At 41.4% G+C, this 23,755-nt stretch carries 19 protein-coding genes and 1 pseudogene; 9 read left to right on the top strand and 11 right to left on the bottom strand.

What is annotated here, in order from left to right; genetic code table 11:
* Positions 1-60: 60 nt before the first annotated feature.
* A complete protein-coding gene (locus tag OQ5_RS0119390) occupies positions 61-1,053 on the bottom strand; it encodes a 2-hydroxyacid dehydrogenase (protein ID WP_016779080.1) in 993 nt (330 codons plus the stop codon).
* A 261-nt stretch (positions 1,054-1,314) separates the two neighbouring features.
* Positions 1,315-3,480 carry an elongation factor G gene (locus OQ5_RS0119385; protein ID WP_016779079.1) on the bottom strand — a complete coding sequence of 722 codons (2,166 nt, stop codon included), beginning with the start codon at positions 3,478-3,480 and terminating at the stop codon, positions 1,315-1,317.
* Between the two features lie 345 nt (positions 3,481-3,825).
* Here OQ5_RS0119385 and OQ5_RS0119380 point away from each other — a divergent pair, with 345 nt between their 5' ends.
* A complete protein-coding gene (locus OQ5_RS0119380; protein ID WP_016779078.1) occupies positions 3,826-4,188 on the top strand; it encodes a DUF190 domain-containing protein in 363 nt (120 codons plus the stop codon).
* Here the strand turns inward: OQ5_RS0119380 and OQ5_RS0119375 are convergent.
* The 7 genes and pseudogenes from OQ5_RS0119375 to mutY form a co-directional block, all read right to left on the bottom strand.
* Positions 4,179-4,868, bottom strand: a pseudogene (locus OQ5_RS0119375) (geranylgeranylglyceryl/heptaprenylglyceryl phosphate synthase); the annotation flags it as partial. The gene OQ5_RS0119380 and the pseudogene OQ5_RS0119375 sit on opposite strands and share 10 nt — an antisense overlap.
* A 114-nt stretch (positions 4,869-4,982) precedes the next feature.
* Positions 4,983-5,618, bottom strand: coding sequence for a 4'-phosphopantetheinyl transferase family protein (locus OQ5_RS0119370; RefSeq protein WP_016779076.1), 636 nt, complete (start codon positions 5,616-5,618; stop codon positions 4,983-4,985).
* A 56-nt stretch (positions 5,619-5,674) separates the two neighbouring features.
* Entirely contained in the window at positions 5,675-6,262 is a 588-nt protein-coding gene (gldD, locus tag OQ5_RS0119365; protein ID WP_016779075.1) for a gliding motility lipoprotein GldD, read from the bottom strand.
* Positions 6,259-7,587 carry a gliding motility-associated protein GldE gene (gene gldE / locus OQ5_RS0119360; RefSeq protein WP_026055415.1) on the bottom strand — a complete coding sequence of 443 codons (1,329 nt, stop codon included), beginning with the start codon at positions 7,585-7,587 and terminating at the stop codon, positions 6,259-6,261. The genes gldD and gldE overlap by 4 nt, the downstream gene beginning before the upstream one ends.
* A gap of 23 nt (positions 7,588-7,610) precedes the next feature.
* Positions 7,611-8,102, bottom strand: coding sequence for a single-stranded DNA-binding protein (locus tag OQ5_RS0119355; protein ID WP_016779073.1), 492 nt, complete (start codon positions 8,100-8,102; stop codon positions 7,611-7,613).
* A 107-nt stretch (positions 8,103-8,209) separates the two neighbouring features.
* Positions 8,210-8,518, bottom strand: coding sequence for a hypothetical protein (locus OQ5_RS25105; protein ID WP_255297659.1), 309 nt, complete (start codon positions 8,516-8,518; stop codon positions 8,210-8,212).
* The gene (gene mutY / locus OQ5_RS21760; RefSeq protein ID WP_255297656.1) at positions 8,460-9,269 is read right to left on the bottom strand and encodes an A/G-specific adenine glycosylase; all 810 of its coding nucleotides are present in this window, start codon (positions 9,267-9,269) and stop codon (positions 8,460-8,462) included. The genes OQ5_RS25105 and mutY overlap by 59 nt, the downstream gene beginning before the upstream one ends.
* A gap of 122 nt (positions 9,270-9,391) precedes the next feature.
* Between mutY and OQ5_RS0119345 the strand changes: the two genes are divergently transcribed.
* The 5 genes from OQ5_RS0119345 (at position 9,392) to OQ5_RS0119325 (ending at position 17,377) form a co-directional block, all read left to right on the top strand.
* Positions 9,392-9,676: an HU family DNA-binding protein gene (locus OQ5_RS0119345; protein WP_016779071.1), complete on the top strand. Its 285-nt coding sequence runs from the start codon at positions 9,392-9,394 to the stop codon at positions 9,674-9,676.
* Between the two features lie 237 nt (positions 9,677-9,913).
* On the top strand, positions 9,914-11,473 hold the full coding sequence (locus OQ5_RS0119340) for an Rne/Rng family ribonuclease (RefSeq protein WP_016779070.1): 1,560 nt from the start codon (positions 9,914-9,916) through the stop codon (positions 11,471-11,473).
* A 174-nt stretch (positions 11,474-11,647) separates the two neighbouring features.
* On the top strand, positions 11,648-12,823 hold the full coding sequence (locus OQ5_RS0119335) for an aldo/keto reductase (RefSeq protein WP_016779069.1): 1,176 nt from the start codon (positions 11,648-11,650) through the stop codon (positions 12,821-12,823).
* A 248-nt stretch (positions 12,824-13,071) separates the two neighbouring features.
* A complete protein-coding gene (locus tag OQ5_RS0119330) occupies positions 13,072-13,917 on the top strand; it encodes a DUF6599 family protein (RefSeq protein WP_016779068.1) in 846 nt (281 codons plus the stop codon).
* 478 nt (positions 13,918-14,395) lie between these two features.
* Positions 14,396-17,377 (top strand): DUF5752 family protein, encoded by a 2,982-nt coding sequence (locus OQ5_RS0119325; protein WP_016779067.1) that lies wholly within the window; start codon positions 14,396-14,398, stop codon positions 17,375-17,377.
* 34 nt (positions 17,378-17,411) lie between these two features.
* On the opposite strand, the gene fabD is transcribed toward OQ5_RS0119325, so the two are convergent.
* Positions 17,412-18,299, bottom strand: a complete 888-nt coding sequence (fabD, locus tag OQ5_RS0119320) for an ACP S-malonyltransferase (protein ID WP_016779066.1) — start codon at positions 18,297-18,299, stop codon at positions 17,412-17,414.
* Positions 18,300-18,740: 441 nt separating this feature from the next.
* Positions 18,741-20,321, bottom strand: coding sequence for a M28 family metallopeptidase (locus OQ5_RS0119315; protein WP_016779065.1), 1,581 nt, complete (start codon positions 20,319-20,321; stop codon positions 18,741-18,743).
* Between the two features lie 304 nt (positions 20,322-20,625).
* On the opposite strand from OQ5_RS0119315, the gene rpsL reads away from it, so the two are divergent.
* From rpsL to fusA, 3 genes are all read left to right on the top strand, one after another.
* Positions 20,626-21,000: a 30S ribosomal protein S12 gene (gene rpsL, locus OQ5_RS0119310; protein ID WP_010663223.1), complete on the top strand. Its 375-nt coding sequence runs from the start codon at positions 20,626-20,628 to the stop codon at positions 20,998-21,000.
* A 118-nt stretch (positions 21,001-21,118) separates the two neighbouring features.
* A complete protein-coding gene (gene rpsG, locus OQ5_RS0119305; protein WP_016779064.1) occupies positions 21,119-21,595 on the top strand; it encodes a 30S ribosomal protein S7 in 477 nt (158 codons plus the stop codon).
* 33 nt (positions 21,596-21,628) lie between these two features.
* Entirely contained in the window at positions 21,629-23,746 is a 2,118-nt protein-coding gene (gene fusA / locus OQ5_RS0119300) for an elongation factor G (RefSeq protein WP_016779063.1), read from the top strand.
* Positions 23,747-23,755 lie beyond the last annotated feature (9 nt).

Genomic DNA, 23,755 nt, shown 5'->3' with positions numbered 1-23,755 from the left:
TCGTAATAGATAATTTATGAATAAAGCAGGTTAAATTATATACTCATAAAAGAGTTAATGCTAAGCTGAAACTTCATTTTTAAGCGGTCGTTCATTTTTAAAATCCTGTATATTTTGCAGGGTAACGAATGCAATTTGTTCGAGGGCTTCGCGTGTAAAGAAGGCTTGATGCGAAGTTATGAGAACATTAGGGAAACTCATCAAACGCATGATGGTTTCGTCCTGTATTATGTTTTCTGACAGGTCTTTGAAAAACAGTTCTTCTTCCTGCTCGTAAACATCTATTCCCAGATAACCTATTCTCCCTTTTTTCAGTCCTTTTATAGCGTCTTGAGTGTTGATTAGAGCTCCGCGGCTGGTGTTGATAAGCATAACGCCGCGTTTCATTTTTTTGATTGATTCTTTGTTGATAAGATGTTTCGAGTCGGGGGTTAACGGGCAGTGCAAGGAGATGATATCTGACCGGCTGAGCAGTTCATCCGTTTTTACATATTCAACACCTTTCTTTTGCAGGTCTTTGTTGGGGTAGGGGTCTTGTGCAAGCACTTTGCACTGAAAACCCTGCATTATACGGCAAAAAGTGGCACCGATTTTGCCGGTACCGATAACACCCACAGTTTTACCCTGCAGGTTGAAGCCGGTGAGGCGTTCCAGCGAAAAATTGCTTTCTCTCACACGGTTATATGCCTTATGGGTTTTGCGATTAAGAGTAAGAATCAGAGCAACTGCATGTTCTGCCACAGCATTGGGCGAATAGGCAGGAACTCTGACAACTTTAATACTATGCCTTGCGGCTGCTTCAAGGTCTACATTATTGAACCCGGCACACCTTAGAGCAATGAGCCGGGTACCATGCTCTGCAAGTTTTGCAATAACATCGGCATTGAGCTGGTCGTTCACAAAAACGCAGACCCCTTCATAACCTTTGGTCAACTCTGTTGTTTCACAATTCAGAGTTCCGTCGAAATAAGTTATTTCTATCCCGGTGTTTTTATTGGATCGATCGAAATATTCGCGATCGTAACTTTTTGTGTTGAAAAACGCAATTTTCATAGTTCTGGCTTTTGACACAAATTTACGAGTCTGCTTCTAAAAGAGCTGTTTTTGTCAGGGTGGAGGCGCAGGAAATTTTTGAAACGGAGTTAATCAACCGGTAATGAGGACTTAAAAATTTCCTGCAACAACGAGAATGACAAAAGAGACTTTTTGGAGCTGACTCATTTATAAAACTCTTTGACCTGGTATAGTGTTCAGAAAATTGCAATAAAAAAGGGCTGCTTTTGCGGCAGCCCCAGTTCAGAATAATGAAAAAGCTTATTCCTCTTTCTTTGATTTTGTTTCAGCTTCGTAGGCAGCCAATAGTTCCTGCTGAATTTCAGGTGGAACCTTATCGTATTTGCTGAACTTCATAGTGTAAAATGCACGGCCACCAGTGAGTGAACTTAACGAGGTTGAATATTTGTTCATTTCCTTCAATGGCACTTTGGCCTTTATTACTTCAAAACCTTTTTCACTGTTCATTCCTTCAATTACAGCTCTTCTTCCCTGCAGGTCGCTCATAACGTCTCCCATCCTGTCGGAGGGAACACGTACTTCAACATCATAAATAGGTTCAAGTATTTTGGGCCCTGCTTCTTTAAAAGCCTGACTAAATGCATTCCTGCCGGCGAGTTTAAAACTGATTTCATTGGAGTCGACCGGGTGCATTTTCCCGTCATAGACACAAACTCTGATATCCCGGGCATAGGAACCGGTAAGCGGTCCCTCTTCCATCTTTTCCATCAATCCTTTCAGGATAGCAGGCATAAAGCGGTTGTCGATCGCCCCGCCAACGATGCAGTTGCAGAAAACCAGCTTACCGCCCCATGCAAGATCCACTACCTCGGTATTTCTGACGTTTACTTTATATTCCTGCCCGTTAAATTTATATACGGATGGTTCCGGCATTTCGTCATAATAGGGTTCTATGATGAGATGAACTTCACCAAACTGCCCTGCTCCTCCTGATTGTTTCTTGTGACGATAATCTGCTCTGGCCTGCTTTGTAATGGTCTCGCGATAAGGTATTTTTGGCAGGAGAAACTCTATCGGGAGCTTATCGTTGTTTTCAATTCGCCATTTCATGGTGTTCAGGTGAAATTCTCCCTGTCCGTAAACAATAATCTGTTTTAGTTCTTTTGAGTATTCTACTATTATTGTCGGGTCTTCCTCGTGCATTCGCTGCAAAACCTCTCCCAGTCGTTCATCATCACTTTCGCTCACCGGCTTAATGGCTGTCCGGTATTTGGGATCGGGATACTTGATAGGTTCAAAAATGTAATTGCACCCTTTTTCGTTCAGGGTATGATTGGTTTTTGTTTCTTTAAGCTTAACGGTAGCTCCAATGTCACCTGCCTGGAGTTCTTCAACTTTATGCCGTGTGTTGCCTGCAACACAATATAGTTGAGAAAGCCTTTCTTTGGCTTCCCGGGACATATTGATCAAATCCATACCCTCGGAAACTTTACCCGACATAACTTTGAAAAAGCTTACTTCGCCCAGATGAGGTTCAATGCTTGTTTTGAAAACAAATATGGATGCCGGCCCATTGGGATCGCATGGCACAACTTCGCCTTTGCTGGTTTTTTTCGGAGGCATTTGCGATACAAGCGGAATAATGTTGCCAAGGAATTCCATCAGGCGCCGCACGCCCATATCCTTTGCGGCAGAAACGCAAAATACGGGAAAAAGGTCACGGGCAACCAGACCTTTCCTGATGCCACGACGCATCTCTTCTTCATCCAGAGAACCTTTTTCGAAGAAAAGTTCCATCAGGTCTTCGTCGTTTTCGGCTGCAGCTTCAACCAGTTCGTTGTGTAACTCTTCGGCACGGGATTTCTCTTCGTCAGGAATCTCAAGAACTTCAGGAACACCGCCATCCGGACCCCACTTGTACATTTTCATTTTCAGAACGTCAACCAACGCGTTAAAATCGGGACCGACATTAAGCGGGTACTGAATAATAACTACCTTACGACCAAACACTTCACGTGCAGATTCAAAAGTTGATTCAAAGTTAGCTTTTTCATGGTCGAGCTGATTGACCACGAAAATAACCGGTTTGTGATAGGTATCTGTATATCTGAATAAATTTTCTGTTCCTACTTCCACTCCCTGGGAAGCATTAAGTACCATTAAGGAGGTATCTGTGACATTCAAAGCGGTGATTGCCCCGCTAATGAAATCGTCTGATCCTGGAGCATCAATAAAGTTCAGTTTTTTGTCCTCCCACTCGGTGAATAATACAGACGAAAAAACCGAGTAGCCATATTCATGCTCTACCCGGTGATAATCCGATATTGTATTATTATTCTCTACATTCCCTCTGCGTTTGATAACACCACCCTCGAAAAGCATTGCTTCTGCAAGGGTGGTTTTCCCCGAGCCGCTGCTTCCAAGCAACGATATGTTTTTGATTTGATCGGCCTGATATACTTTCATGATAGTATATTTTAAAAAAGGTTAAAAAAATAGTTAAAAAAGGGTTGAGCGTAAAATTAATAAATCCTTAATAAGATGCAAGCAACATGTATGATTTTCTGGAAGCATTTTTTGTATGTCTTTTTTTATCAAAAGTATTTGTGTTTTGCGACACATGATAAGTAAGAAGCTTTCCCGAGTTTACAGACAAACACTAATTGTTCTTATAAATTGAATTTGTCAATTCAATTATGTAAATTGATTTTATGGTTCTGTTTTATGCTTGTCTTTAGCTACAATTCAAATGACTGTACAGCTTGTTTGAGATTATAAACAAAATGTCAGTAGTAGATTTTATATACTTAAATGAGTGAAATTATGAATCTCTCCGGTAACGCCAGAAAGCTGATTATTATTGTAGGGGAATCCGACAATGTTTATCAGCGGCCGCTTTACGAGGCCATTATATATGCAGCAAAAAAGTATAAGATAGCCGGTGCTACGGTATCAAAAGGTATACTGTCTTATGGGGCCGAAAGCATGCTGCACAGCAGTAAAACTTTTGCTTTGTCAGGCGATATACCGGTTATAATAGGTCTGGTGGACGTTGATGAGCGACTGTCGGATTTTGCCCAAATCATTAACAGGTTAATGGATAAAGCAGGTTCCGGGGGATTGATTACAATGGAAAAGGTTGATGTACTGCGATATGGTGAAAATCATAGCTGACTGGTAATATCCATAAATTTGCATAGCAGCCCCGGGTCTTTTTCCAAAGCATTTCCAACGACTACGATATCGGCACCGTTTCTGAGTGCAGTATTGAATTTTTCAGTCGTGTCGATTCCTCCCCCTATCATAAGAGGTATCCGGATGTTTTTTCTGACCGAACGTATCATTTCAGGGGGAACAGGGTTGCGAGCGCCGCTGCCTGCATCCATATAGATCATTTTAAGTCCCAGCATTTCTCCTGCAAGCGCAGTGGCTGTGGCGATGTCTGTTTTGTCGGATGGAATGGGACTGGTTTGACTGATGTATTCAACCGAGGTGGGTACGCCACCGTCTATCAGCATATAACCGGTTGGAATGGTCTCAAGACCTTCCCGGCGGATGGCATGAGCCGAGGTGACATGTGCTCCGATAAGTAATTCCGGGTTTCGGCCGGATATCATGGAAAGAAACAACAAGGCATCGGCACTGAAGGATATTTGAGAGGGATGACCGGGATACAGTACAACCGGAACATCCGTATTTTCTTTAAGATATTTCACAACATCATTTACCGGATAGCTGGTAAGACTGCCTCCAACCAATACTAAATGAGGCCGGTGAGAATTTATCAGACCTGCTTGTTGCTCCAGAATTTTACCTCTGCATTTGTCGGGATCGATAAGCAGGGCAAGCATCTTTTTTTTATTCGCGGAGGTGACGTTCTATATAAATTTGTACTTTCAAAACAACTGTTTAGGGTATTTTTTCAAAACAAATATATGAAGTTTGAAACTCTTAAACTCCTTTAAAAATTATTTTGTCCAAACCAAATAAAAGTTTTTGTCTAAAATGTAATTTAAATAAATAGTTTTATTTAAACCCGAGACAGACAGGCTGGCATTAATGCTCCCTTGTTGATGAACCGGCGTAAACGGCGATATTATGATATTGTCTTTAAAGACGAGGCCTGGAATGCCGGCAGTCTTAAAAATAGCTTCTTTGCAACACCATATCAGCCCCAGCTGAACTTCTGTAAATGGATTTTTTATGAAATTTTTTTCAAGCGGGTTAAGAAATCGTTTGGATACTTTGCGTATCCGATCCGAAGGATATTCTATGTCGATACCGGGCATGGAACTTTTTGACAACACTATGGCCGCAAATTTTCTGGTGTGCGAAATGCTGATATTTTCCCGGCAGTTAGTTACAAAAGGTTGGCCATTGTCCTTGTATCCGGTTTCGGGATAAAGACCGGTCAATCGATATATTAAGACCCTTGATGCCAGCCATTCTTTTCGGCGGGGGGCAAAAGAAATGCTTTGCAAAAAATCTGTTTCATTTTTTTTAAGGGGCGGGAGCATCTGTTTTAGCGCTTCTTCGCTTTCTGTAATTTCCCATACTGCGACTCTGGTTTGATGAGAATTTTCGTTTTCGAAGACAATTGCCATTTCTATAATGTGTTAACATCCTGTATAAATCATCTGACTTCCTTACATCAATGCAACTATTGCCATTCGATGGTTTCAATTAAATGGGTGATATCATCTTTGATAAACTCAAGTACCGGGGCGATGGAATCTTTATTGGGCACAAGATTGAAATACAACGAACCCCTTAGAAAATGCCTTGCGCTGTCGGTAACAAAAAACTGGACGGGAGAGGCTGTATTCCCTTTAATTTCATAAAGTATTCCGTAAACATCTTTTTCGGGCGATTCAAACATGCGTTCCCTGATAGCATCGGCTTTAACGGTATGTTTAAAAGCCAGCTCACGGTTGTCTTCAAGTAATTGATAAAGATTGCTTTCAACGGGCTTGTAACTGATGTGTACCTGTGCTTTGAATTGTGGAAATCTCAGGTTGATCCAATATGGCTCTTTGTTATAGCTGTGGTCCGGAACTATTTTTGAATATACAGGGCGCTCAAAGCAATAAGGCAGTATGGTGTCGATGGGTACATATTCCTTGTCGGGGAGAGCTATTCTGAAATAGCCCCTGGGTTTTGGGGGCTGTGCATTGTTGCACGACATCATCAGGAAGATGATCAGTATAGGGAGTACGAAGTATGGGACGACAGTTTTGAATTCTTTCATAATTTCCCTTTTTGAACAAATTTGATTTTTTTGATTCGTCGTTTATCAGCTGCCAGAATCGTAAACTTATACGGACCAATTTCGATAATTTCATGCTTTTCCGGGATGACGCCTTTCACTTCGAGAAGTAGCCCTGCAAGAGTTTCGGCTTCTCCTTTTATATCATCAAATGCGTCCTCATCGATTCCGGTGATTTTGAAGAAGTCTTTCAGGAGCGTTTTTCCTTCAAAAGCCAGCGACCCATCGGGTTGAACAGAGAAAAAATCTTCTTCTTCATCCAATTCATCACTGATTTCGCCTACAATTTCTTCTAGTATGTCCTCCAGTGTTACGATTCCGGATGTACCGCCATATTCATCCACAACAATGGCCATGTGTATTTTGTTGGCCTGAAATTCAGTCAGAAGATCATTAATACGCTTTGTCTCGGGTACATAGTAGGCAGGTCTGATCAGGTTTTGCCATCTGAAAGTATTGTCTTTACCAAGGTGGGGCAACAAATCTTTAACATACAAAATACCCTTTACATTGTCTGGGGTTTCTTCGAAAACCGGTATCCGCGAATAACCCGATTCGACAATAACCGAAAGTACTTTGTTGAAGTCGCTTTTTATTTCCAGGTCGGTAACATCCACTCTTGCAGTCATAACTTCTTCGGCATTGATGTTTCCGAAAGTGACAATACTTTTGAGAATTTGTTTTTCTTCAAACACCTCATCTCCTGTAAGGTCAAGGGCATCAGAAAGGTCGTCGAGCGACAGGTTTTTAGCCTTTTGCGCGGCCTTGTTTTTTACGTATTCCGATGATCGAACGAGGAGCACGCTTACAGGTTTTAACATTTTTGCTGCATTCCTGAGCGGTAGAGCCATTCGTGAGGCAAATTTCCGTGGCGACTGCCCTGCAAAAACCTTTGGAAATATTTCTCCGAAAAACAGTATTATGCTGGTGATAATTATAACATCAAAAATGAATTTGAGTGTGGTATTCTCTCCAAACGATATTACTGCGGAAGAAATATAAGCGGAAAGTATAACAATCCCGACGTTTATAAAGTTATTGAGGATAAGTATGGTCGCCAGTAGTAACTCCGGGTTTTCCAGATGTTTAATAACTTGCTGGCTGCGTTTCGAGTTTTCAGTTCTCAGGTGGTTTACATCATCGGGCTTTAGAGAAAAAAAAGCAACCTCCGAGCCTGAAACAAGGGCAGACCCTGCCAATAACATCAGGGTAGCGATGATGGCAATAATAATACTCGTTGTTGGAGGGTGGAATATAATATTGGTAACCACCACGGGAAAATGTGACAGAAATAAGTCAGTTTCCAAAGAATGACAATTTATCAATTTAACTAAAATGGCAAATCGTCCTCCTGAGGAGTATCTTCATTGTCACCTGCGCTGAAACCTTCGTTACCCGTTGGTTCGTTTTGTGATTGAGGTGCGAAATTGTTTCCTCCCGAAGGCGATGCTGTTTGGGCGGCTGACTGGTTGTCCCCGACCGCCGGATTATCCGATTTTTTTCCTAACAATTTAAGTGTGTCGGCAATAACTTCTGTAATGTATTTGGTAACGCCGTCTTGTTCATAGGAGCGTGTGCGAAGCCGACCTTCAATATATAGCTGTGTACCTTTCCTGATATATGACTCAGCTACTTTTACAAGTCCGCGACGTACGGTTATGTTGTGCCATTCGGTCCTTTCCGGGATTTGCCTCCCATCGCGGGTGGTAAAACCCGGTTCGGTTGTGGCCAGAGGAAAATTGGCAACGCCTTCGTTGTTGTCGAAATATCTTACATCGGGGTCTTTCCCTACGTTTCCGACCAAAATTACTTTGTTTATCATTGTAACAGGGTTTTTGGGATTCTAATCAGCTAAAATACTAAACTTTTGCTCGCGTTTCATAATCAGAAATGAAAATTATTAAGTTTTATCGTTTAGGGTGTTGATTTTTAAGGCTTAATAAGTTTTAATAAATTTTTTTGAATCAGTTGGGGGAAAGGTAACCCCAGAATGTTTTCGTTTTTTATCAATTCGTTTTCGAGTTGATTAAAAGTTTGAGGAATTTCCACATTTTTTGGACATACTAAATTATAAAATGTAGCATTCAACTCCTGATGAGTAAGCAAGTGCTTTTCCTGATGTGTTTTTTCAATTCTTATGCCGTCAGGTAATGTTTTTTTCAATCTTTTTCGAATTGTATCAGATGAACTGTATTTTTTTGTTTCTATGAGTGGAAACTGATAAAGGCCTTTCCATATATCGTTTTCCGTCCTTTTTTGAACAACCGTTTGTCCGTTTTGTGAGATAATCAGGAAATGGAGCCATTCTTTTTTTTCTGGAGATTTTTTTACTTCTGACAGGGAAGAGTGTTTGTTTCCCATGTGCAGCAGCTTTACAAAAAGCTGAAACGGGGCATTCCCGGCAGATGGGAGAAGCAGGCCTGCAAATCAGAGCCCCGAGTTCCATCATAGCCTGGTTATGGGTTCCCGGACTTTTTTGGTCCAGGAGTTCCGATGCTTTTTTTTCGAAATATTTTTTCCCTTCGGTTCGGTCAATTGGAATGTCTGCCATGAAAAGTCTTGAAAGCACCCTGTATACATTTCCGTCGACGACTGGTCGTGGTTCTCCGAAAGCAATAGATGCAATTGCTGCTGCAGTATATGTACCTATGCCTTTTAATTTCAGTATTTTTTTGTATGTTTGTGGAAACAAGCCATTGTATTCAGTAACAATGGTTTTTGCAGCAAGGTGAAGATTTCTGGCCCTGGAATAATAACCAAGGCCTTGCCATTGTTGCATTACCTGGTTTTCGGAAGCATTGGCCAATGCCTGTACATCAGGAAATTTCCTGATAAAGCGCTGGTAATAATTTAAACCTTGTTTAACCTGTGTTTGTTGAAGTATTATTTCCGATATCCAGATTTTGTAAGGATCACTGGTTTCGCGCCATGGAAGATGTCTTCCATTTTTTTGGTACCAGGTTCTGATTATTGTTTGGAAATTGGTCATTATTAAAAATTTATGCAAAAATAGGGGTTTTATTTTTTTTCTTATGGAATTCCTTTATCTTTGCACACTGAAAATGAAAATTTACGTCTAATTAGTTGATAATTAAATAATTTTACAAAGAGATGACAAAGGCTGATATTGTTAACGAAATTTCGAAGAATACTGGAATTGAGAAGGTTACAGTTCAGAAAACTGTTGAAGCCTTCATGGAAACAGTAAAAGGAAACCTCGTAAAAGGTAAGAATGTATACCTGAGAGGATTTGGTAGTTTTATCGTGAAAAAGCGTGCAGAGAAGACTGCCCGCAATATTTCGAAGAATACTACCATTATTATTCCCGAGCACTACATTCCTTCGTTCAAACCTTCAAAAAGTTTTGTGACGAAGGTGAAGAACAACGTTAAGTAAAAATGTTTAACTTGCTAAATTGAATTACTATGCCAAGTGGAAAAAAAAGAAAGCGGCATAAGATGGCAACACATAAGCGGAAAAAAAGACTGCGGAAGAACCGCCATAAAAAGAGAAAGTAGTCTTTTAACCGCATAAGAAGATACTGAAGAACAAACAGCCACTGTGTTGTTTGTTCTTTTGTTGTATCTGTTGAGTCGTTCTTTGAAATAATGTATATTTAACTTAATACATGTTGTGAGTGCAGAACTATTTGTAGATGTAACTCCCGGCGAACTTGTTATTGCCTTGCTCGAAGACAGACGTCTCGTTGAACTGAGACGTGAACCAAGCAATGTGAAGTTTGCAGTTGGCGATATTTATCTGGGCAAAGTGAAAAAAATAATGCCCGGATTGAATGCTGCGTTTGTGGATGTTGGTTATGAGAAGGATGCATTTTTGCATTATCTCGATTTGGGACCACAATTCTTAAGTCTTAACAAGTATCTCAAACAGTCGAAAGCCAAAAAGGGAAGTGTCTCATTGCACAAATTCAAACCGGAAAACGATATTAATAAAAACGGAACCATCTCCGAAGTACTAACAGGTGGACAGGAAGTGCTCGTTCAGGTTGCCAAAGAGCCTATTTCAACCAAAGGGCCCAGGCTCACTTCCGAGATTTCCATTGCTGGCCGAAACCTCATTCTTATTCCTTTCTCCGACCGAGTTTCGGTGAGTCAGAAAATCGATTCTCCAGAAGAACGAAGCCGTCTGAAACGTTTGCTGCTCAGTATTAAACCCAAAAACTACGGTGTCATTATTCGTACTGTAGCCGAAGGGAAAAGAGTGGCCGAACTGGATAAAGAGCTTCGGACTCTTGTTAAACGTTGGGAAGATTCCATTGCCAGAGTTCGCGATATTAAGGCACCCGGACTTGTTCTCGGTGAAATTGGCCGTACCTCTGCTATTTTGAGAGATCTTCTCAATCCTTCTTTTCATTCGGTGTATATAAACGATATCGAAATCTTTAGGGAAGTAAAAGAATATGTAGAACTTATTGCTCCCGGAAGAGAAAAAATTGTAAAGCTTTATAAGGGGAATGCTCCTCTTTTCGACCAGTTTGGAATTGAAAAACAAATTAAGGCCCTTTTTGGGCGTACCGTCTCATTCAAAAGCGGCGCATATCTTATTATAGAACATACCGAAGCGCTGCATGTTATTGACGTAAACAGTGGCAACAGATCGCGCTCGGCATCCGACCAGGAATCAAATGCTGTGGAAGTAAACCTTGCTGCAGCAGAAGAAATTGCCAGGCAATTAAGGCTTCGGGACATGGGAGGGATCATTGTAGTCGATTTTATTGACATGCAATTATCCGAACATCGTCAGCGCGTCTTTGAAAAGATGAAAGAAGCCATGGATGCTGACAGAACCAAGCATAATATTTTGCCACTGAGTAAGTTCGGGCTGATGCAAATCACCCGTCAAAGAGTACGGCCCGAAATGCATATCGACACCAGTGAAAAGTGTCCCGTATGTAAAGGGAAGGGAGAAATTGCTCCCTCTATCCTGTTTGCCGATACTTTGAATGACAAAATCCGGTTTGTAGTGCAAGAGCTGAATAAGAAGAAGTTGACCCTGTGGGTTCATCCTTATATTTATGCCTATCTTAAGCAGGGATTTCCATCTCAGATTTTAAAATGGAAGTTCGATCTTGGATTTGGTATAAAGGTGAAACCCTCCGATTCTCTTGCGTTTCTTGAATATAAATTTTATGACGACAATACTCAGAAACAGATTATTCATCCCGGCGTGTAATTATTATACTCCGGCATCTGTTTATTACGTGTGAAGTTTTAATTCATAAAACATTGATAAACATACAGAAAGCCATTCTTTCGTTTCGAGAGGATGGCTTTTTTTGTTTTTGGCAGATTTCTTCTGTAAATTTAAGTGATAAAACAACCCGGAAAACAACTAAATCAAAACGCTATGACCAATTCCTCTTTAAATCGCCGCAATTTTCTGAAGTTGGGAACTGCTGCTACAGCAGGCTTTGTGGCCGGTGGCCGGAATCACGCATCTGCTAATTCTTTCAACCAGCTGAAAAAAAATGATGTAATTTACCGTACCCTTGGCAACACGGGTATCAGGTTGCCAATTGTAAGCATGGGCGTTATGCGTGCAGATAATCCCAATATTCTTAAGGCTGCCTATAATATTGGAATTACTCATTTTGATACCGCTCATGGTTATCAGGAAGGTAGAAATGAAGAAATGGTGGGTAACTTTTTTAAAGACAAACCTCGTGATTCATTTATTATTGCTACTAAAATCAATCCCGGACGTGACGCTTCGACCCGTGATTTTCTGGATATGCTTGATGTGAGTCTTCGTCGTTTACAGATGGAGTATGTTGATATTTTGTACCTGCATGCAGTTAGTGATACCAAGCACCTTTACAATGAGAATTTTATAGAAGCCCTGAAACTGGCTAAATCAGAAGGCAAGGTAAAACATGTTGGGTTTTCTACGCATCGAAATATGGCCGATTTAATCAATGCTGCCGTGGATAACGGTTTTTATGAAGTGATTCTTACCACCTACAATTTTCGATATGCTGATGACGAACATCTCAATAATGCACTTAAGCGGGCACACGATGCCGGGATCGGCATTATAGGGATGAAAAACATGGCTGGTGGCTGGCTTGATGAGCAGAAAACAAAGCCTGTTAACTGTAAGGCTGCTTTGAAATGGGCACTCTCCAATCCACATGTGCATACCTGTATTCCAGGCATTGTTTCTTACGAGATGTTGATGGAAAACTGGTCGGTGGCCTCCGATGTTCAACTGGATAATAAGGAAAAGAACGACCTTGAACTTGCACTGCACGAAACAGGAATGTTCTGCAAAGGTTGCAATGAGTGCGAAGGTCAGTGTTCACATCATTTGCCGGTTTCCGATCTGATGCGTTCCTATATGTATAATTATGCCTATTCTTACCCTGCTAAAGCCAGAGAAACGGTGCTGGCCGCGGGTGTTTCTGATAATCCTTGCAGCGGATGTATGGAATGTTCTGTTCATTGCCGTGCGGGATTTGATGTGCGAAAAAAGATCTCCGACATAGCAAGGATTCAGAATGTGCCCTCAGAATTTTTGGTTTGAGGTAATTTCCAATAGTCAGTTAAGAAAAGCTTAAACGCAGAAAAGCAATGACGCAAAATTTTTATATATAAGACCTAATTTTCGCTGAGGGTATATATTTATTGATAAAAACTTTTACGAAAGCCAGGTTAACCCCGATTTCGGAAATCACTCATTTGGGTGAAGCATGAGACCAAATGAGATGATTTACTTTATCGAATCCGCATTGTGTCTTGTGCCATTGATTGTATAAACAATTCTTTATTTATATGAGAACTTTCTTTCTTTTACCGGCATTATTGGTCTCTTTTGCAGTATTTGCCGATTCGTTTCAGGCTCCGCATATTTCCGGTTGGGAGCAGGATGGAGAAATAGAAGTATTTGATTCTTCCAATCTGTTTGATCATATCAACGGGGCTTCAGAGTTTTACTTTAGCTACAACTTTCAGAAGTTGTGGGTTGTGCGTTACTCAAAAGGGGATGCCGAAATTACTCTGGAAGTTTACGACCATGGAGATCCGGTTCATGCTTATGGCATTTACAGCATGGAACGTCCGCCCGAAGCAAAGGTGAAGCGTATTGGAGCCCAGGGATATTACGAGGAGGCGATTCTTAATTTTGTAACAGGACGCTATTACGTTAAAATGAATTCTTACAGGGAGAAGGATGCCGGAAGCGGTGTGCTTTTGTCCTCCGCTCGTAATCTGGCCGATACTTTAAATGAGGACCATCAGCTGCCCGGGATCATCGAAGCCATGCCACGGGAAAATTTGATTGTTAATTCACGACAGTTTGTTTCAAATACTTTTATGGGGCTTGAATTTCTCGGTAGTGCTTATCGTGCAAATTATAAGACTGACAAAGGAAAACTGACTATGTTTGTTATTGAACGGCAAACTCATGACGAGGTGAAAGAGCTGATTAATAAGTATCACGAATTTGCCGGGCAGGAAATTGAAGAACCGGCGGAAGGGGATTTTGTTATTAAAGACCCTTTTAACGGAACAATTTATCTTTATTGGACCGGAAAATTCATTATTGGTTTCTCCGGTGACAATCTTAAACCACTGCGCCAGAAACTGCTCCGCGAAATGAAAGAAAATCTGGGAATTTAGCCTGCCTTTTAAAGGAACTTATCACACAGATTGCAATGCCCGGTTATGTTCCGGGTATTGTATTTTATAACAATTAGAATTCGCATGAAAGAATTTATACGTGATTTCTGTACCCGAATAGTCCCCAATAAACTCGCAAAAAAATTTTTACAGTATGTGTGTCTGTCCGGAAAGTGTCATTTACAAGGCTTGCGAAGTCCGAAAATACGGAGTTTACTCCTCGTAAATGAGTAATTTTCGGACGAGCATAACACAGTAAATGGCTCTTTATGGACAGACACTAATTATCGGGGCAGACAGTGAAAAGTAGTGGTAAACTTTGTAATAGATGATTTATGAATAAAGCAGGTTAAATCTTATATTTAAAAATCTCGTATCTATTGTAATCTGAAGACAGTCATAACTGCAAGATCACTTTTGTTTTTTCAACAAAATGGCCTACCTTGTTTTTGAGTTTCACTATTAATTTGTAAGTATTATGAGCAGTGGAAATCACTATGTTGAGCTTTCCAAAATATATAAACGCAAAAAGACCGACCAGGATATTTTTCAGGAACTGATGTCTTTCAAAGTAACCGAGGTTCTTTTGGTTGCTACCTATTATGATTCTTATTCGATTGTCAGGGAAGGACGTTTTTTCGACAAAATTTTCGGGGAATATCTTCAACTCAATCTTTTTTCAGCACCACGAATTACCAGCGTTGCCACTTATGATGAGGCTTTGTCGCTTATGGCCGAGCGCAAATTCGACATGGTTATCCTGATGGCCGGTCTCGATAAAAAGATGCCCGTATCATTAAGCCGGGAAATCCGGAGGTCTTATCCCGATTTACCCATTCTTCTGATGGTGAATAATAACGAAGATCTTAAGTATTTCGATGAACCTTCTTCGCCCGGGGGAAGTATTGATAAGGTATTTGTGTGGAACGGCGATTCACGGGTATTTCTTGCAATGATAAAATATGTAGAGGATAAGCTCAACGCCGAAAACGATGTAAAGGTGGGCGATGTTCGCATTATTCTTTTGGTTGAGGACTCTCAAAGGTATTACACCCGGTATCTTCCGATGCTCTATTCCATTATAATGACGCAAACACAGAATATTCTTACCGAAGAAACCTCGGATCAGACACATAAGATACTCAAAATGAGAGTTCGTCCCAAAGTTCTTTTAGTGAGTACCTACGAAGAAGCAGTGGAGATAGTGGACAAATATCTCGATAATCTTATCTGTGTTATTTCTGATGTTAAATATTCACGCAACGGGCAACCGGATGAAAATGCAGGTGTTGATCTGATTCGCTATGTAAAAAGCAAGGTTAATCTTCCTACCCTGCTTCAGTCTTCTGATCCCGGCAATGCGAAGAAGGCAGAGGAAGTGGGTGCCGATTTTATTGACAAAAATTCCGATACCCTGAGCATGGATATTTACAATTTCATCCATCAGAAACTTGGCTTCGGAAATTTTGTGTTTACCAATTCACGCGGAGTAACCCTGGCTACCGCAAGAAACCTGAAGGAGTTTATTCGGTGCCTGAAGGAAGTTCCTCCGGAGTCGCTTTTGTATCATGCCCGTCGAAACGGAATTTCTACCTGGCTCATGGCACGTGGAGAGATATCTATAGCCAAACGACTGCGACCATACAGAATTGAAGATTTTGAAAGCACAACAAAATTACGTCAGAAAATTCTTGATGTATTTGAGGAGGCCAGGATTGAGCGCATGAGGGGGCGTGTCGTTCAGTTCGATCCGGCCATGGTAAATATGGATCGGTTCGTTATGCGTATCGGCGACGGTTCTTTCGGAGGGAAAGGAAGGGGCCTGGCATTTCTCAGTAATTTTATCGAGAATATTGATTTTGCTTCCATTGTTCCTGATCTGAATATAAAAATTCCGCCTACAACCATTGTCGGGGCCGCTGAGTTTACCACATTTCTTGAGAAAAATAATCTTTTAAAGTCTATCTATGAAGAAAAGGATTTTGATCAGATAAAACAGAAAATAATAAATGCCAAACTCAGTAATGAAGTTGAAAGAAAGCTGCGTCAGTATATCGAGTACATGGATGCACCGATTGCTGTAAGGTCATCAGGACTTTTTGAGGACAGCCTTTTACAACCTTTTGCCGGTGTTTTTTCTACTTATGTCCTTCCGAATAATGATCCCAACCCCGAAGTGAGATTTAACCAGCTTGCAACGGCTGTAAAATTGGTTTATGCCTCTATTTTCAGTCCTACTGCCCGTGCTTATTTCGATGCGGTTCATTATAAAATTGATGAAGAAAAAATGGCGGTAATTATTCAGAAACTGGTGGGACAAAAAGCACACAACAGGTTTTATCCTCACGTTAGCGGCGTGGCACAGTCTTTCAATTACTATCCGTTTTCATATATGAAACCCGGCGACGGTTTCGCTGTAATTTGTGTCGGACTTGGCAAATATGTTGTTGGCGGTGAAAAAGCATGGCGTTTTTGTCCGCGTTATCCGGGTCTTGAACTAAGCTCACTGAGCGACCAGATAAAAGACTCGCAGGAATATTTTTATGCAGTAGACCTGGAAGAAGACAATGCCGATTTATTGAATGACGGGGAAGATGCCTTTATCAGAAAATTAGATATTAGTGAGGCCGAAGAAGACGGAAATCTGAAACATTGTGCCACTGTTTATGATATTAATAACGATCGGCTGGTCAACGATTTTTCCATTCGTGGCCCGAGAGTATTGAATTTCGCCGATATCTTAAAATATGATTTGGTTCCTTTGCCACGCACACTCGACATGTTGTTACGTTACTTCAGAGAGGCAATGGGGGCACCTGTTGAGATTGAGTTTGCTTTAGACCTGGATGAGGGAGATAAAGGCAATCCGACACTGTGGTTGTTGCAGATAAAACCTCTGATTCGTCTTGAAAAACATTTGGATGTGGATTTTTCTGAGGTCGAAGACGAACGTGTCATCCTGAAATCGGAGAAAGGGATGGGAAATGGCCGGTACAATCATATCCGGGATGTTATTTTTATGAATGTGGATAAATTCGACAGGACAAAGACCCGTGAAATGGCGGCTGAGATGGCCGGAATCAACAAAAAGATGGAAAAAGAAGAGCGCGAATATGTTTTAATAGGTCCCGGAAGATGGGGAACACGCGATCCCTTTACAGGTATCCCTGTATATTGGTCGCAAATTTCTCACGCACGGGTAATTGTTGAGATGGGGCTCCCGGATTTTCCGCTGGATGCATCTTTAGGTTCACATTTTTTTCATAACGTGACTTCAATGAATGTCGGTTATTTTTCAGTACACACCAAAAACAAAAATGAGTTTGTCGACCTTGAATTTTTAAGTAATCAGCAGGTGATTGATAACACAGGTTATTTTATTCATGTAAGATTTGATAAACCCTTGACAATTCTGATGGATGGTAAACAACAAAAAGCTGTGGTGATGTGGAATAAATAAAACGGGTGGCTGATGCGCACCCGTTTTCAGAAATTTATTGAAGTTGACTAATACCCTCGGTTGTCACACTTCTTTCAATTTTTTTAATCAATCCCTGCAGCACTTTTCCAGGACCGATTTCCGTGAAATGATCGGCGCCGTCGGCAAGCATATTCTGAACCGTCTGTGTCCACCTGACAGGTGCTGTGAGCTGCGCAATCAGGTTCTGTTTAATGTTAGCAGGATCGGTCTGCGGTTTGGCATCTGCGTTTTGATAAACCGGGCAAATCGGGATGTTGAATTGTGTATTGTTAATGGCGTCGGCAAGCTCGGCACGAGCAGGTTCCATCAGGGGAGAGTGAAAGGCTCCGCCAACGGGTAATTTAAGTGCTCTTTTGGCCCCCTTTTCTTTCAATAGCTCGCATGCCTTATCAATGCCTTCGAAGGTGCCGGAGATCACCAGCTGCCCCGGGCAATTATAGTTGGCTGCAACGACAATATCATCAATCGAATCACAGACTTCTTCAACAATGTTGTCATCCAACCCCACAATTGCTGCCATTGTTGACGGTTTTATCTCACAGGCTTTTTGCATGGCTAAGGCTCTCTGGTAAACCAGCTTTAAACCATCTTCAAAGGACAATGCCCCGGCAGCCACCAGTGCCGAAAATTCTCCTAAAGAATGGCCGGCTGTCATTTCGGGTTGAAACGAGTTTCCAAGTGTTTTGGCCAGAATAACTGAATGTAAGAAAATCGCAGGTTGTGTTACTTTTGTTTGTTTCAGGTCTTCCTCCGTTCCTTCAAACATAAGATCGGTGATGCGAAAGCCTAAAATCTCGTTGGCCTCTTCAAAAAGTTTTTTGGCTATGGGATCGTTCTCATAAACATCTTTTCCCATTCCAACGTATTGGGCGCCTTGCCCGGGAAATACGTATGCCTTCATTGTTTATTGGTTTTAATGAATTTACATTGATTTTCGGGGTTGCAAATATACAATTTGTTCCCGTCTTTTGTGGTTAAATACCGGGTTCACTCTTACAATAGTCAGTTAAAAAAAAGCCTAAACGCAGAGACGCAATGATGCAATGTTTTTATTATGATATAGTTGTGGCTTTTGTTGTTATTTGTGTAAACAATTAATTAGGTCTGTCCATAAAGTGCCATTTACTGTGTTACGCTCGTCCGAAAATTACTCATTTACTATGAGTAAAGTCCGTATTTTCGGACTTCGCAAGCCTTGTAAATGACACTTTCTGAACAGACACATGATAAGTAGGAAACTTTTCCTACTTTATAGACGAGCACTAATTACCAGACATCTGTAAAAGTTTAACGGAGTATTACTCTTAAAGACTCTTTTTGTCAATATCTTAAATCCAATAATCTAATGACCTGTTTGAGTGGCTGGAGCCGAAATTTCCCACAAATTCAGATAACTTAACCTGACTATTTTCTCAAGCTTTGACCAGTCTATTTTATCAAAATGGTCGAATGGCCCGTGATAATCGGGATGCCCTCCGGTATGAAACCAGATAATGGGAATATCCTCTTGCGCAAAAGGGGCATTATCACTTCCTCCCGTCGGATTTTCCACCGGGGCATATCGAATGTTTAAACCTAACCGGTAGCTCTTATTGTGCTGCTTGCTCAGTGCTTCAGCCGCATCCAATTTTGATGTGTAGATTAAAGAGACTGAAGAATCGGATATTTCCGGGTCCGGACTTCTCCCAATCATATCGTAATTGTGATAAAGCTTAATCCGTGATGGATTCTTGAAAGTCTTTACAAAATGCGTGGAGCCGTGCAAACCTCTCTCTTCGGCAGTCCATGCAGCAAAAATCATTGTGTGTTCAGGGGTGATCCCCGATTCGGAAAACGCTTTCGCCAGGGCTAAAACACCTGCGATACCTGAGGTATTGTCGTCAGCACCATTCCATATATAGCCGTCATAGAATCCCAGGTGATCATAATGGGCACCGATGACAATAAATTCATCTTTGTTTTTGCCTTCTATTTTTCCCACAATATTTGAGCTTTCAAAAGGTTCGGAATGAATGGTAGCCGACATTTGAATTGTGGGTTGTGTCCCCTTTCCCGTTATGTTTGGGGTGGAGCCTGAAATAATATCTTTCTGTTTGTTTTCTAATTCCGGGAAAAAATAAAAAAGTGTTCTGTGTGAAATGGTGAATACCGGAATTTTTTCAGAAGAAACCGTATTCGCCCTTCTTACAACTCGCTTGTATATTCCCGATGAATATTTGGTAAGTTCTTTTTCGGCATAAGCAGCCGACTCTCTTTTTTCTTTGAAAGGGAAAGGATTTTCTGGGTCAAATTCCAGGATGGCAATTACTCCTGCCTCTTTTGCTTTCTCTTCTTTTAGTCTCTCAAGTTCGCTCGTTGATAGTTCATTATATTTTTTGAATCCTTCGGAGAGCGAATCTTTTGCAGCCGGATATCCTGCCGCCCTGATCAAAATTTTATTTTCCGTGTTTTTCGGGAAAGTAACATCCGGGGCCTCATTTAACCCAAAGCCACCGAAAAAAAGTTTTCCGGAGATGACAAAAGAATGGTCAACGCGTTTATGAGCAAAATCAACTCCCTCATTAAGAATGATGCTTTTATTTTTAGCAGAAATTGTAATACCTGTTTCATCAACTGTTTCCCAGACCAAATCAACGGGTTGGAAATAGTTTGTCAGAGAAGAAGGTATTCTATGATCTTCATTTAAAGGAATTAAACCGCATTTTTTGAACTGTGATGCTATGTAATAAGCAGCCAGTTCAGCGCCTTTTTTGCCGGCTTCTCTTCCTTCAAGAATATCGGTTGAAAGAAATTCCAGATCGGCAGCCATTTCTTCTGCCTTTATATTTTGCAAGCCTTTGTTTTTTGCCTGTTGTTCTGTTTGGCTGAAAACGATGCCGGCCGGCACTACCAGAAGTGCAAGAAAAATTTTATATCGGTACATAATTCGAAAAGTTTAAATTTTGTTGCAAGGTAAAAAAGATATACAATACTTCGTCAAAAAGCAGAAGATACGGGCAGGGAAAAAATTCCAGAACATTAATCTTCGGATAAAACCATTTTTAACCAATTCTTTACAATAAAAAGTCAGATGTTGTTATGATTTTTCAATTGAAAATTAGTACTTTTGCACCGCTTTTTTGTGCAAAGAGGTGAAAAATATTGAGAATCAATGAGATTTTAATTGAAAAATACTACCTTTGCAACCCATTTTAAAAGAGTATTTTAAGTTTAAAATAGTTGAATATATGCCAACAATTCATCAGTTAGTAAAGAAAGGACGGAAGAAACAGGTGGAGAAAAGTAAGTCGCCTGCATTGAATGCTTGTCCGCAACGTCGTGGTGTTTGTGTGAGGGTTTACACTACTACACCCAAAAAACCAAACTCGGCCATGCGTAAAGTTGCACGTGTTAGGTTGACCAACGGTAAAGAGGTAAACGCCTACATCCCGGGCGAAGGTCATAACCTTCAGGAGCACTCAATTGTGCTTGTACGCGGAGGCAGGGTGAAAGATTTACCGGGTGTTCGTTACCATCTTGTACGCGGTGCCTTGGATGCTTCGGGTGTTGAAGGTCGCACACAGCGTCGCTCAAAGTATGGAACTAAACGTCCTAAGAAGTAATTAATGTTTCACTGTTTGGTTTTGTTTATTGGTTTGTAAACAAAGGTTGAGTAAATGACCATCGGTCGTTGAAGACACGGATGCAGCCAATAAAAATGCTAATAAACAAAAAGAAGAGATGAGAAAAAGTAAACCAAAAAGAAGAATTATTCTTCCCGATCCAAGATTCAATGATATTTTGGTGACCCAGTTTGTGAATAATCTGATGCTCGATGGTAAAAAGTCTGTTGCTTACGGTATTTTCTATGATGCTATAGACCGTATTGCCGACAAAGCAGAGAAAGAAGGTAAGTCACCACTCGAGATGTTCAAAAAGGCATTGGAAAATATTACCCCGGCAGTAGAGGTCAAAAGCCGCCGCGTTGGTGGGGCTACATTTCAGGTTCCAACGGAAATCCGCCCCGACAGAAAGGTGTCGGTTAGTATGAAAAACCTGATTGCATTTGCCCGTAAGCGCAGCGGTAAGTCGATGGCTGAAAAACTGGCTGCTGAAATTGTTGCGGCATATAACCAGGAAGGCGGAGCCTTCAAAAGGAAAGAAGATATGCACAAGATGGCTGAAGCCAACCGTGCTTTCGCTCATTTTAGATTTTAAACTTAACTTAAAAGAAGAGGATACCTTAATATTATGGCAAAGGCAGACTTGAAATATACCAGAAACATCGGAATCATGGCTCACATTGATGCCGGAAAAACAACCGCTACCGAGCGGATTTTGTTTTACACCGGTATGACTCATAAAATTGGTGAGACCCACGATGGTTCTGCTACGATGGACTGGATGGAGCAGGAGCAGGAGAGAGGTATTACCATTACTTCCGCTGCCATTACCACTCAATGGAAATATAATAACGAAGAATATAAAATTAATATCATCGATACCCCCGGCCACGTTGACTTTACTGTTGAAGTAGAACGTTCACTCAGGGTACTCGATGGTGCGGTTGCAGTTTTTTGTGCTGTAGGAGGTGTTGAGCCGCAATCTGAAACAGTGTGGCGTCAGGCTAATAAATATGGTGTACCCCGCCTGGGATTTGTCAACAAAATGGACCGTTCCGGCGCTAACTATTTTGAAGTAGTTCGTCAGGTGAAAGAGGTTCTGGGTGCCAATCCGGTGCCGGTTCAGATACCTATTGGAGCTGAAGATGACTTCCGGGGCGTTGTAGACTTAATTGAAAATAAGGCTGTTGTCTGGTTCGACGATGATGTTTTGGGAACAAATTATGCGCTTCAGGATATACCTGCCGATATGGCTGATGAGGTTGAAGAGTGGCGTGGAAAACTCATTGAGTCAGTGGCTGAGTACGATGACGAACTGATGGAGCGTTACTTTGAAGACCCTGATTCCATCACAAAAGAACAGCTGATTGAAGTCCTTCGAAAGGCAACTATTGACATGAAGGTTGTGCCCATGCTTTGTGGTTCGGCTTTCAAAAATAAGGGTGTTCAACGATTGATTGATGCCATTATCGGTTTCCTTCCCTCTCCTATTGATGTGGCCGAGATTGAAGGTACCAACCCCAATACCGGTAAAGTAGAAGCCCGTCCGCATGATGAGAACGCTCCCTTTACCGCTCTTGCCTTTAAGATTGCTACCGATCCTTTTGTAGGACGGCTGGCTTTTATGCGTGTTTATTCCGGGGTAATAAATGCTGGTTCGCAGGTCTGGAATTCACGAACTCAAAAAAAGGAGAGAATTTCCCGGCTTTACCAAATGAAGTCTAATAAACAGTTACCCAAAGATACCATATCTGCCGGAGATATTTGCGCCGGTGTGGGATTTAAAGACATCAGAACCGGTGATACGCTTTGCGATGAAAAACACCCCATTGCGCTCGAATCTATGGAATTCCCTGAGCCTGTGATTGGTATTGCCGTTGAGCCCAAAAGTCAGAAAGATATGGACAAGCTGGGTAACGGACTCTCAAAGCTGGCCGAAGAAGACCCGACATTCCGTGTCGAAACAGATGAAGAAAGCGGACAAACTGTAATTAGCGGAATGGGTGAATTGCATCTTGAAATCATTATTGACCGGTTGCGGCGAGAGTTTAAGGTTGAATGTAATCAGGGACGCCCGCAGGTTAACTATAAAGAAGCCATTACGAAAACCGTCGAACATCGAGAAGTATTTAAGAAACAGACCGGTGGTCGTGGTAAGTTTGCCGATATAATTGTTCGCATCGGTCCTGCCGACGAAGCCGCTGGGAAAGATGGCCTTCAGTTCATCGATCTTGTAAAAGGGGGTAATATCCCCAAAGAATTTATTCCTTCAGTAGAGAAAGGCTTCAAAGAAGCCATGAAAAACGGAGTTTTGGCCGGTTTTAATGTCGACAGTCTTAAAGTTGAACTGCTTGATGGTTCATTTCACCCCGTTGATTCTGACCAGCTTTCGTTTGAGATTGCTGCTCGTCAGGCATTTAAGGCAGCCTGCATGAAAGCTAAGCCGGTATTACTGGAGCCTATTATGAAGGTTGAAGTGGTTACCCCCGAAGAATATATGGGCGACATTATTTCTGATTTCAACAAACGACGTGGTCAGGTGGAAGGAATGGAATCCAAGGCCGGAGCCAGGGTTGTCAAAGCTAAAGTACCGCTTGCAGAAATGTTTGGTTATGTTACTGCTTTGCGAACCATTTCATCCGGCAGGGCGACATCTTCGATGGAATTCAGCCATTTTGAAGAAGTGTCCAGAAATATCGCCATAGAAGTCGTAAAAGAGGCAAAAGGTAAAGTTGAATTATTATAGAAACAGTTC

The organism is Anaerophaga thermohalophila str. Valhall (assembly GCF_000250735.1).
Taxonomy (GTDB): domain Bacteria; phylum Bacteroidota; class Bacteroidia; order Bacteroidales; family Marinilabiliaceae; genus Anaerophaga; species Anaerophaga thermohalophila_A.
Note: the sequence above shows the minus strand (reverse complement) of the source record. Positions and strands in the feature narration are given on the sequence as shown.

Bases quoted from the DNA above. Each gene is read 5' to 3' on its own strand.
- OQ5_RS0119335 (WP_016779069.1), top strand. From the start codon at position 11,648: ATGACCAATTCCTCTTTAAATCGCCGCAATTTTCTGAAGTTGGGAACT.
- gldD (WP_016779075.1), bottom strand. From the start codon at position 6,262: ATGAAAGAATTCAAAACTGTCGTCCCATACTTCGTACTCCCTATACTG.
- OQ5_RS0119370 (WP_016779076.1), bottom strand. From the start codon at position 5,618: ATGGCAATTGTCTTCGAAAACGAAAATTCTCATCAAACCAGAGTCGCA.
- OQ5_RS0119315 (WP_016779065.1), bottom strand. From the start codon at position 20,321: ATGTACCGATATAAAATTTTTCTTGCACTTCTGGTAGTGCCGGCCGGC.
- mutY (WP_255297656.1), bottom strand. From the start codon at position 9,269: ATGACCAATTTCCAAACAATAATCAGAACCTGGTACCAAAAAAATGGA.
- fabD (WP_016779066.1), bottom strand. From the start codon at position 18,299: ATGAAGGCATACGTATTTCCCGGGCAAGGCGCCCAATACGTTGGAATG.
- OQ5_RS0119385 (WP_016779079.1), bottom strand. From the start codon at position 3,480: ATGAAAGTATATCAGGCCGATCAAATCAAAAACATATCGTTGCTTGGA.
- OQ5_RS0119380 (WP_016779078.1), top strand. From the start codon at position 3,826: ATGAGTGAAATTATGAATCTCTCCGGTAACGCCAGAAAGCTGATTATT.
- fusA (WP_016779063.1), top strand. From the start codon at position 21,629: ATGGCAAAGGCAGACTTGAAATATACCAGAAACATCGGAATCATGGCT.
- OQ5_RS0119355 (WP_016779073.1), bottom strand. From the start codon at position 8,102: ATGATAAACAAAGTAATTTTGGTCGGAAACGTAGGGAAAGACCCCGAT.
- OQ5_RS0119330 (WP_016779068.1), top strand. From the start codon at position 13,072: ATGAGAACTTTCTTTCTTTTACCGGCATTATTGGTCTCTTTTGCAGTA.
- OQ5_RS0119390 (WP_016779080.1), bottom strand. From the start codon at position 1,053: ATGAAAATTGCGTTTTTCAACACAAAAAGTTACGATCGCGAATATTTC.
- rpsG (WP_016779064.1), top strand. From the start codon at position 21,119: ATGAGAAAAAGTAAACCAAAAAGAAGAATTATTCTTCCCGATCCAAGA.
- OQ5_RS0119325 (WP_016779067.1), top strand. From the start codon at position 14,396: ATGAGCAGTGGAAATCACTATGTTGAGCTTTCCAAAATATATAAACGC.
- rpsL (WP_010663223.1), top strand. From the start codon at position 20,626: ATGCCAACAATTCATCAGTTAGTAAAGAAAGGACGGAAGAAACAGGTG.
- OQ5_RS0119345 (WP_016779071.1), top strand. From the start codon at position 9,392: ATGACAAAGGCTGATATTGTTAACGAAATTTCGAAGAATACTGGAATT.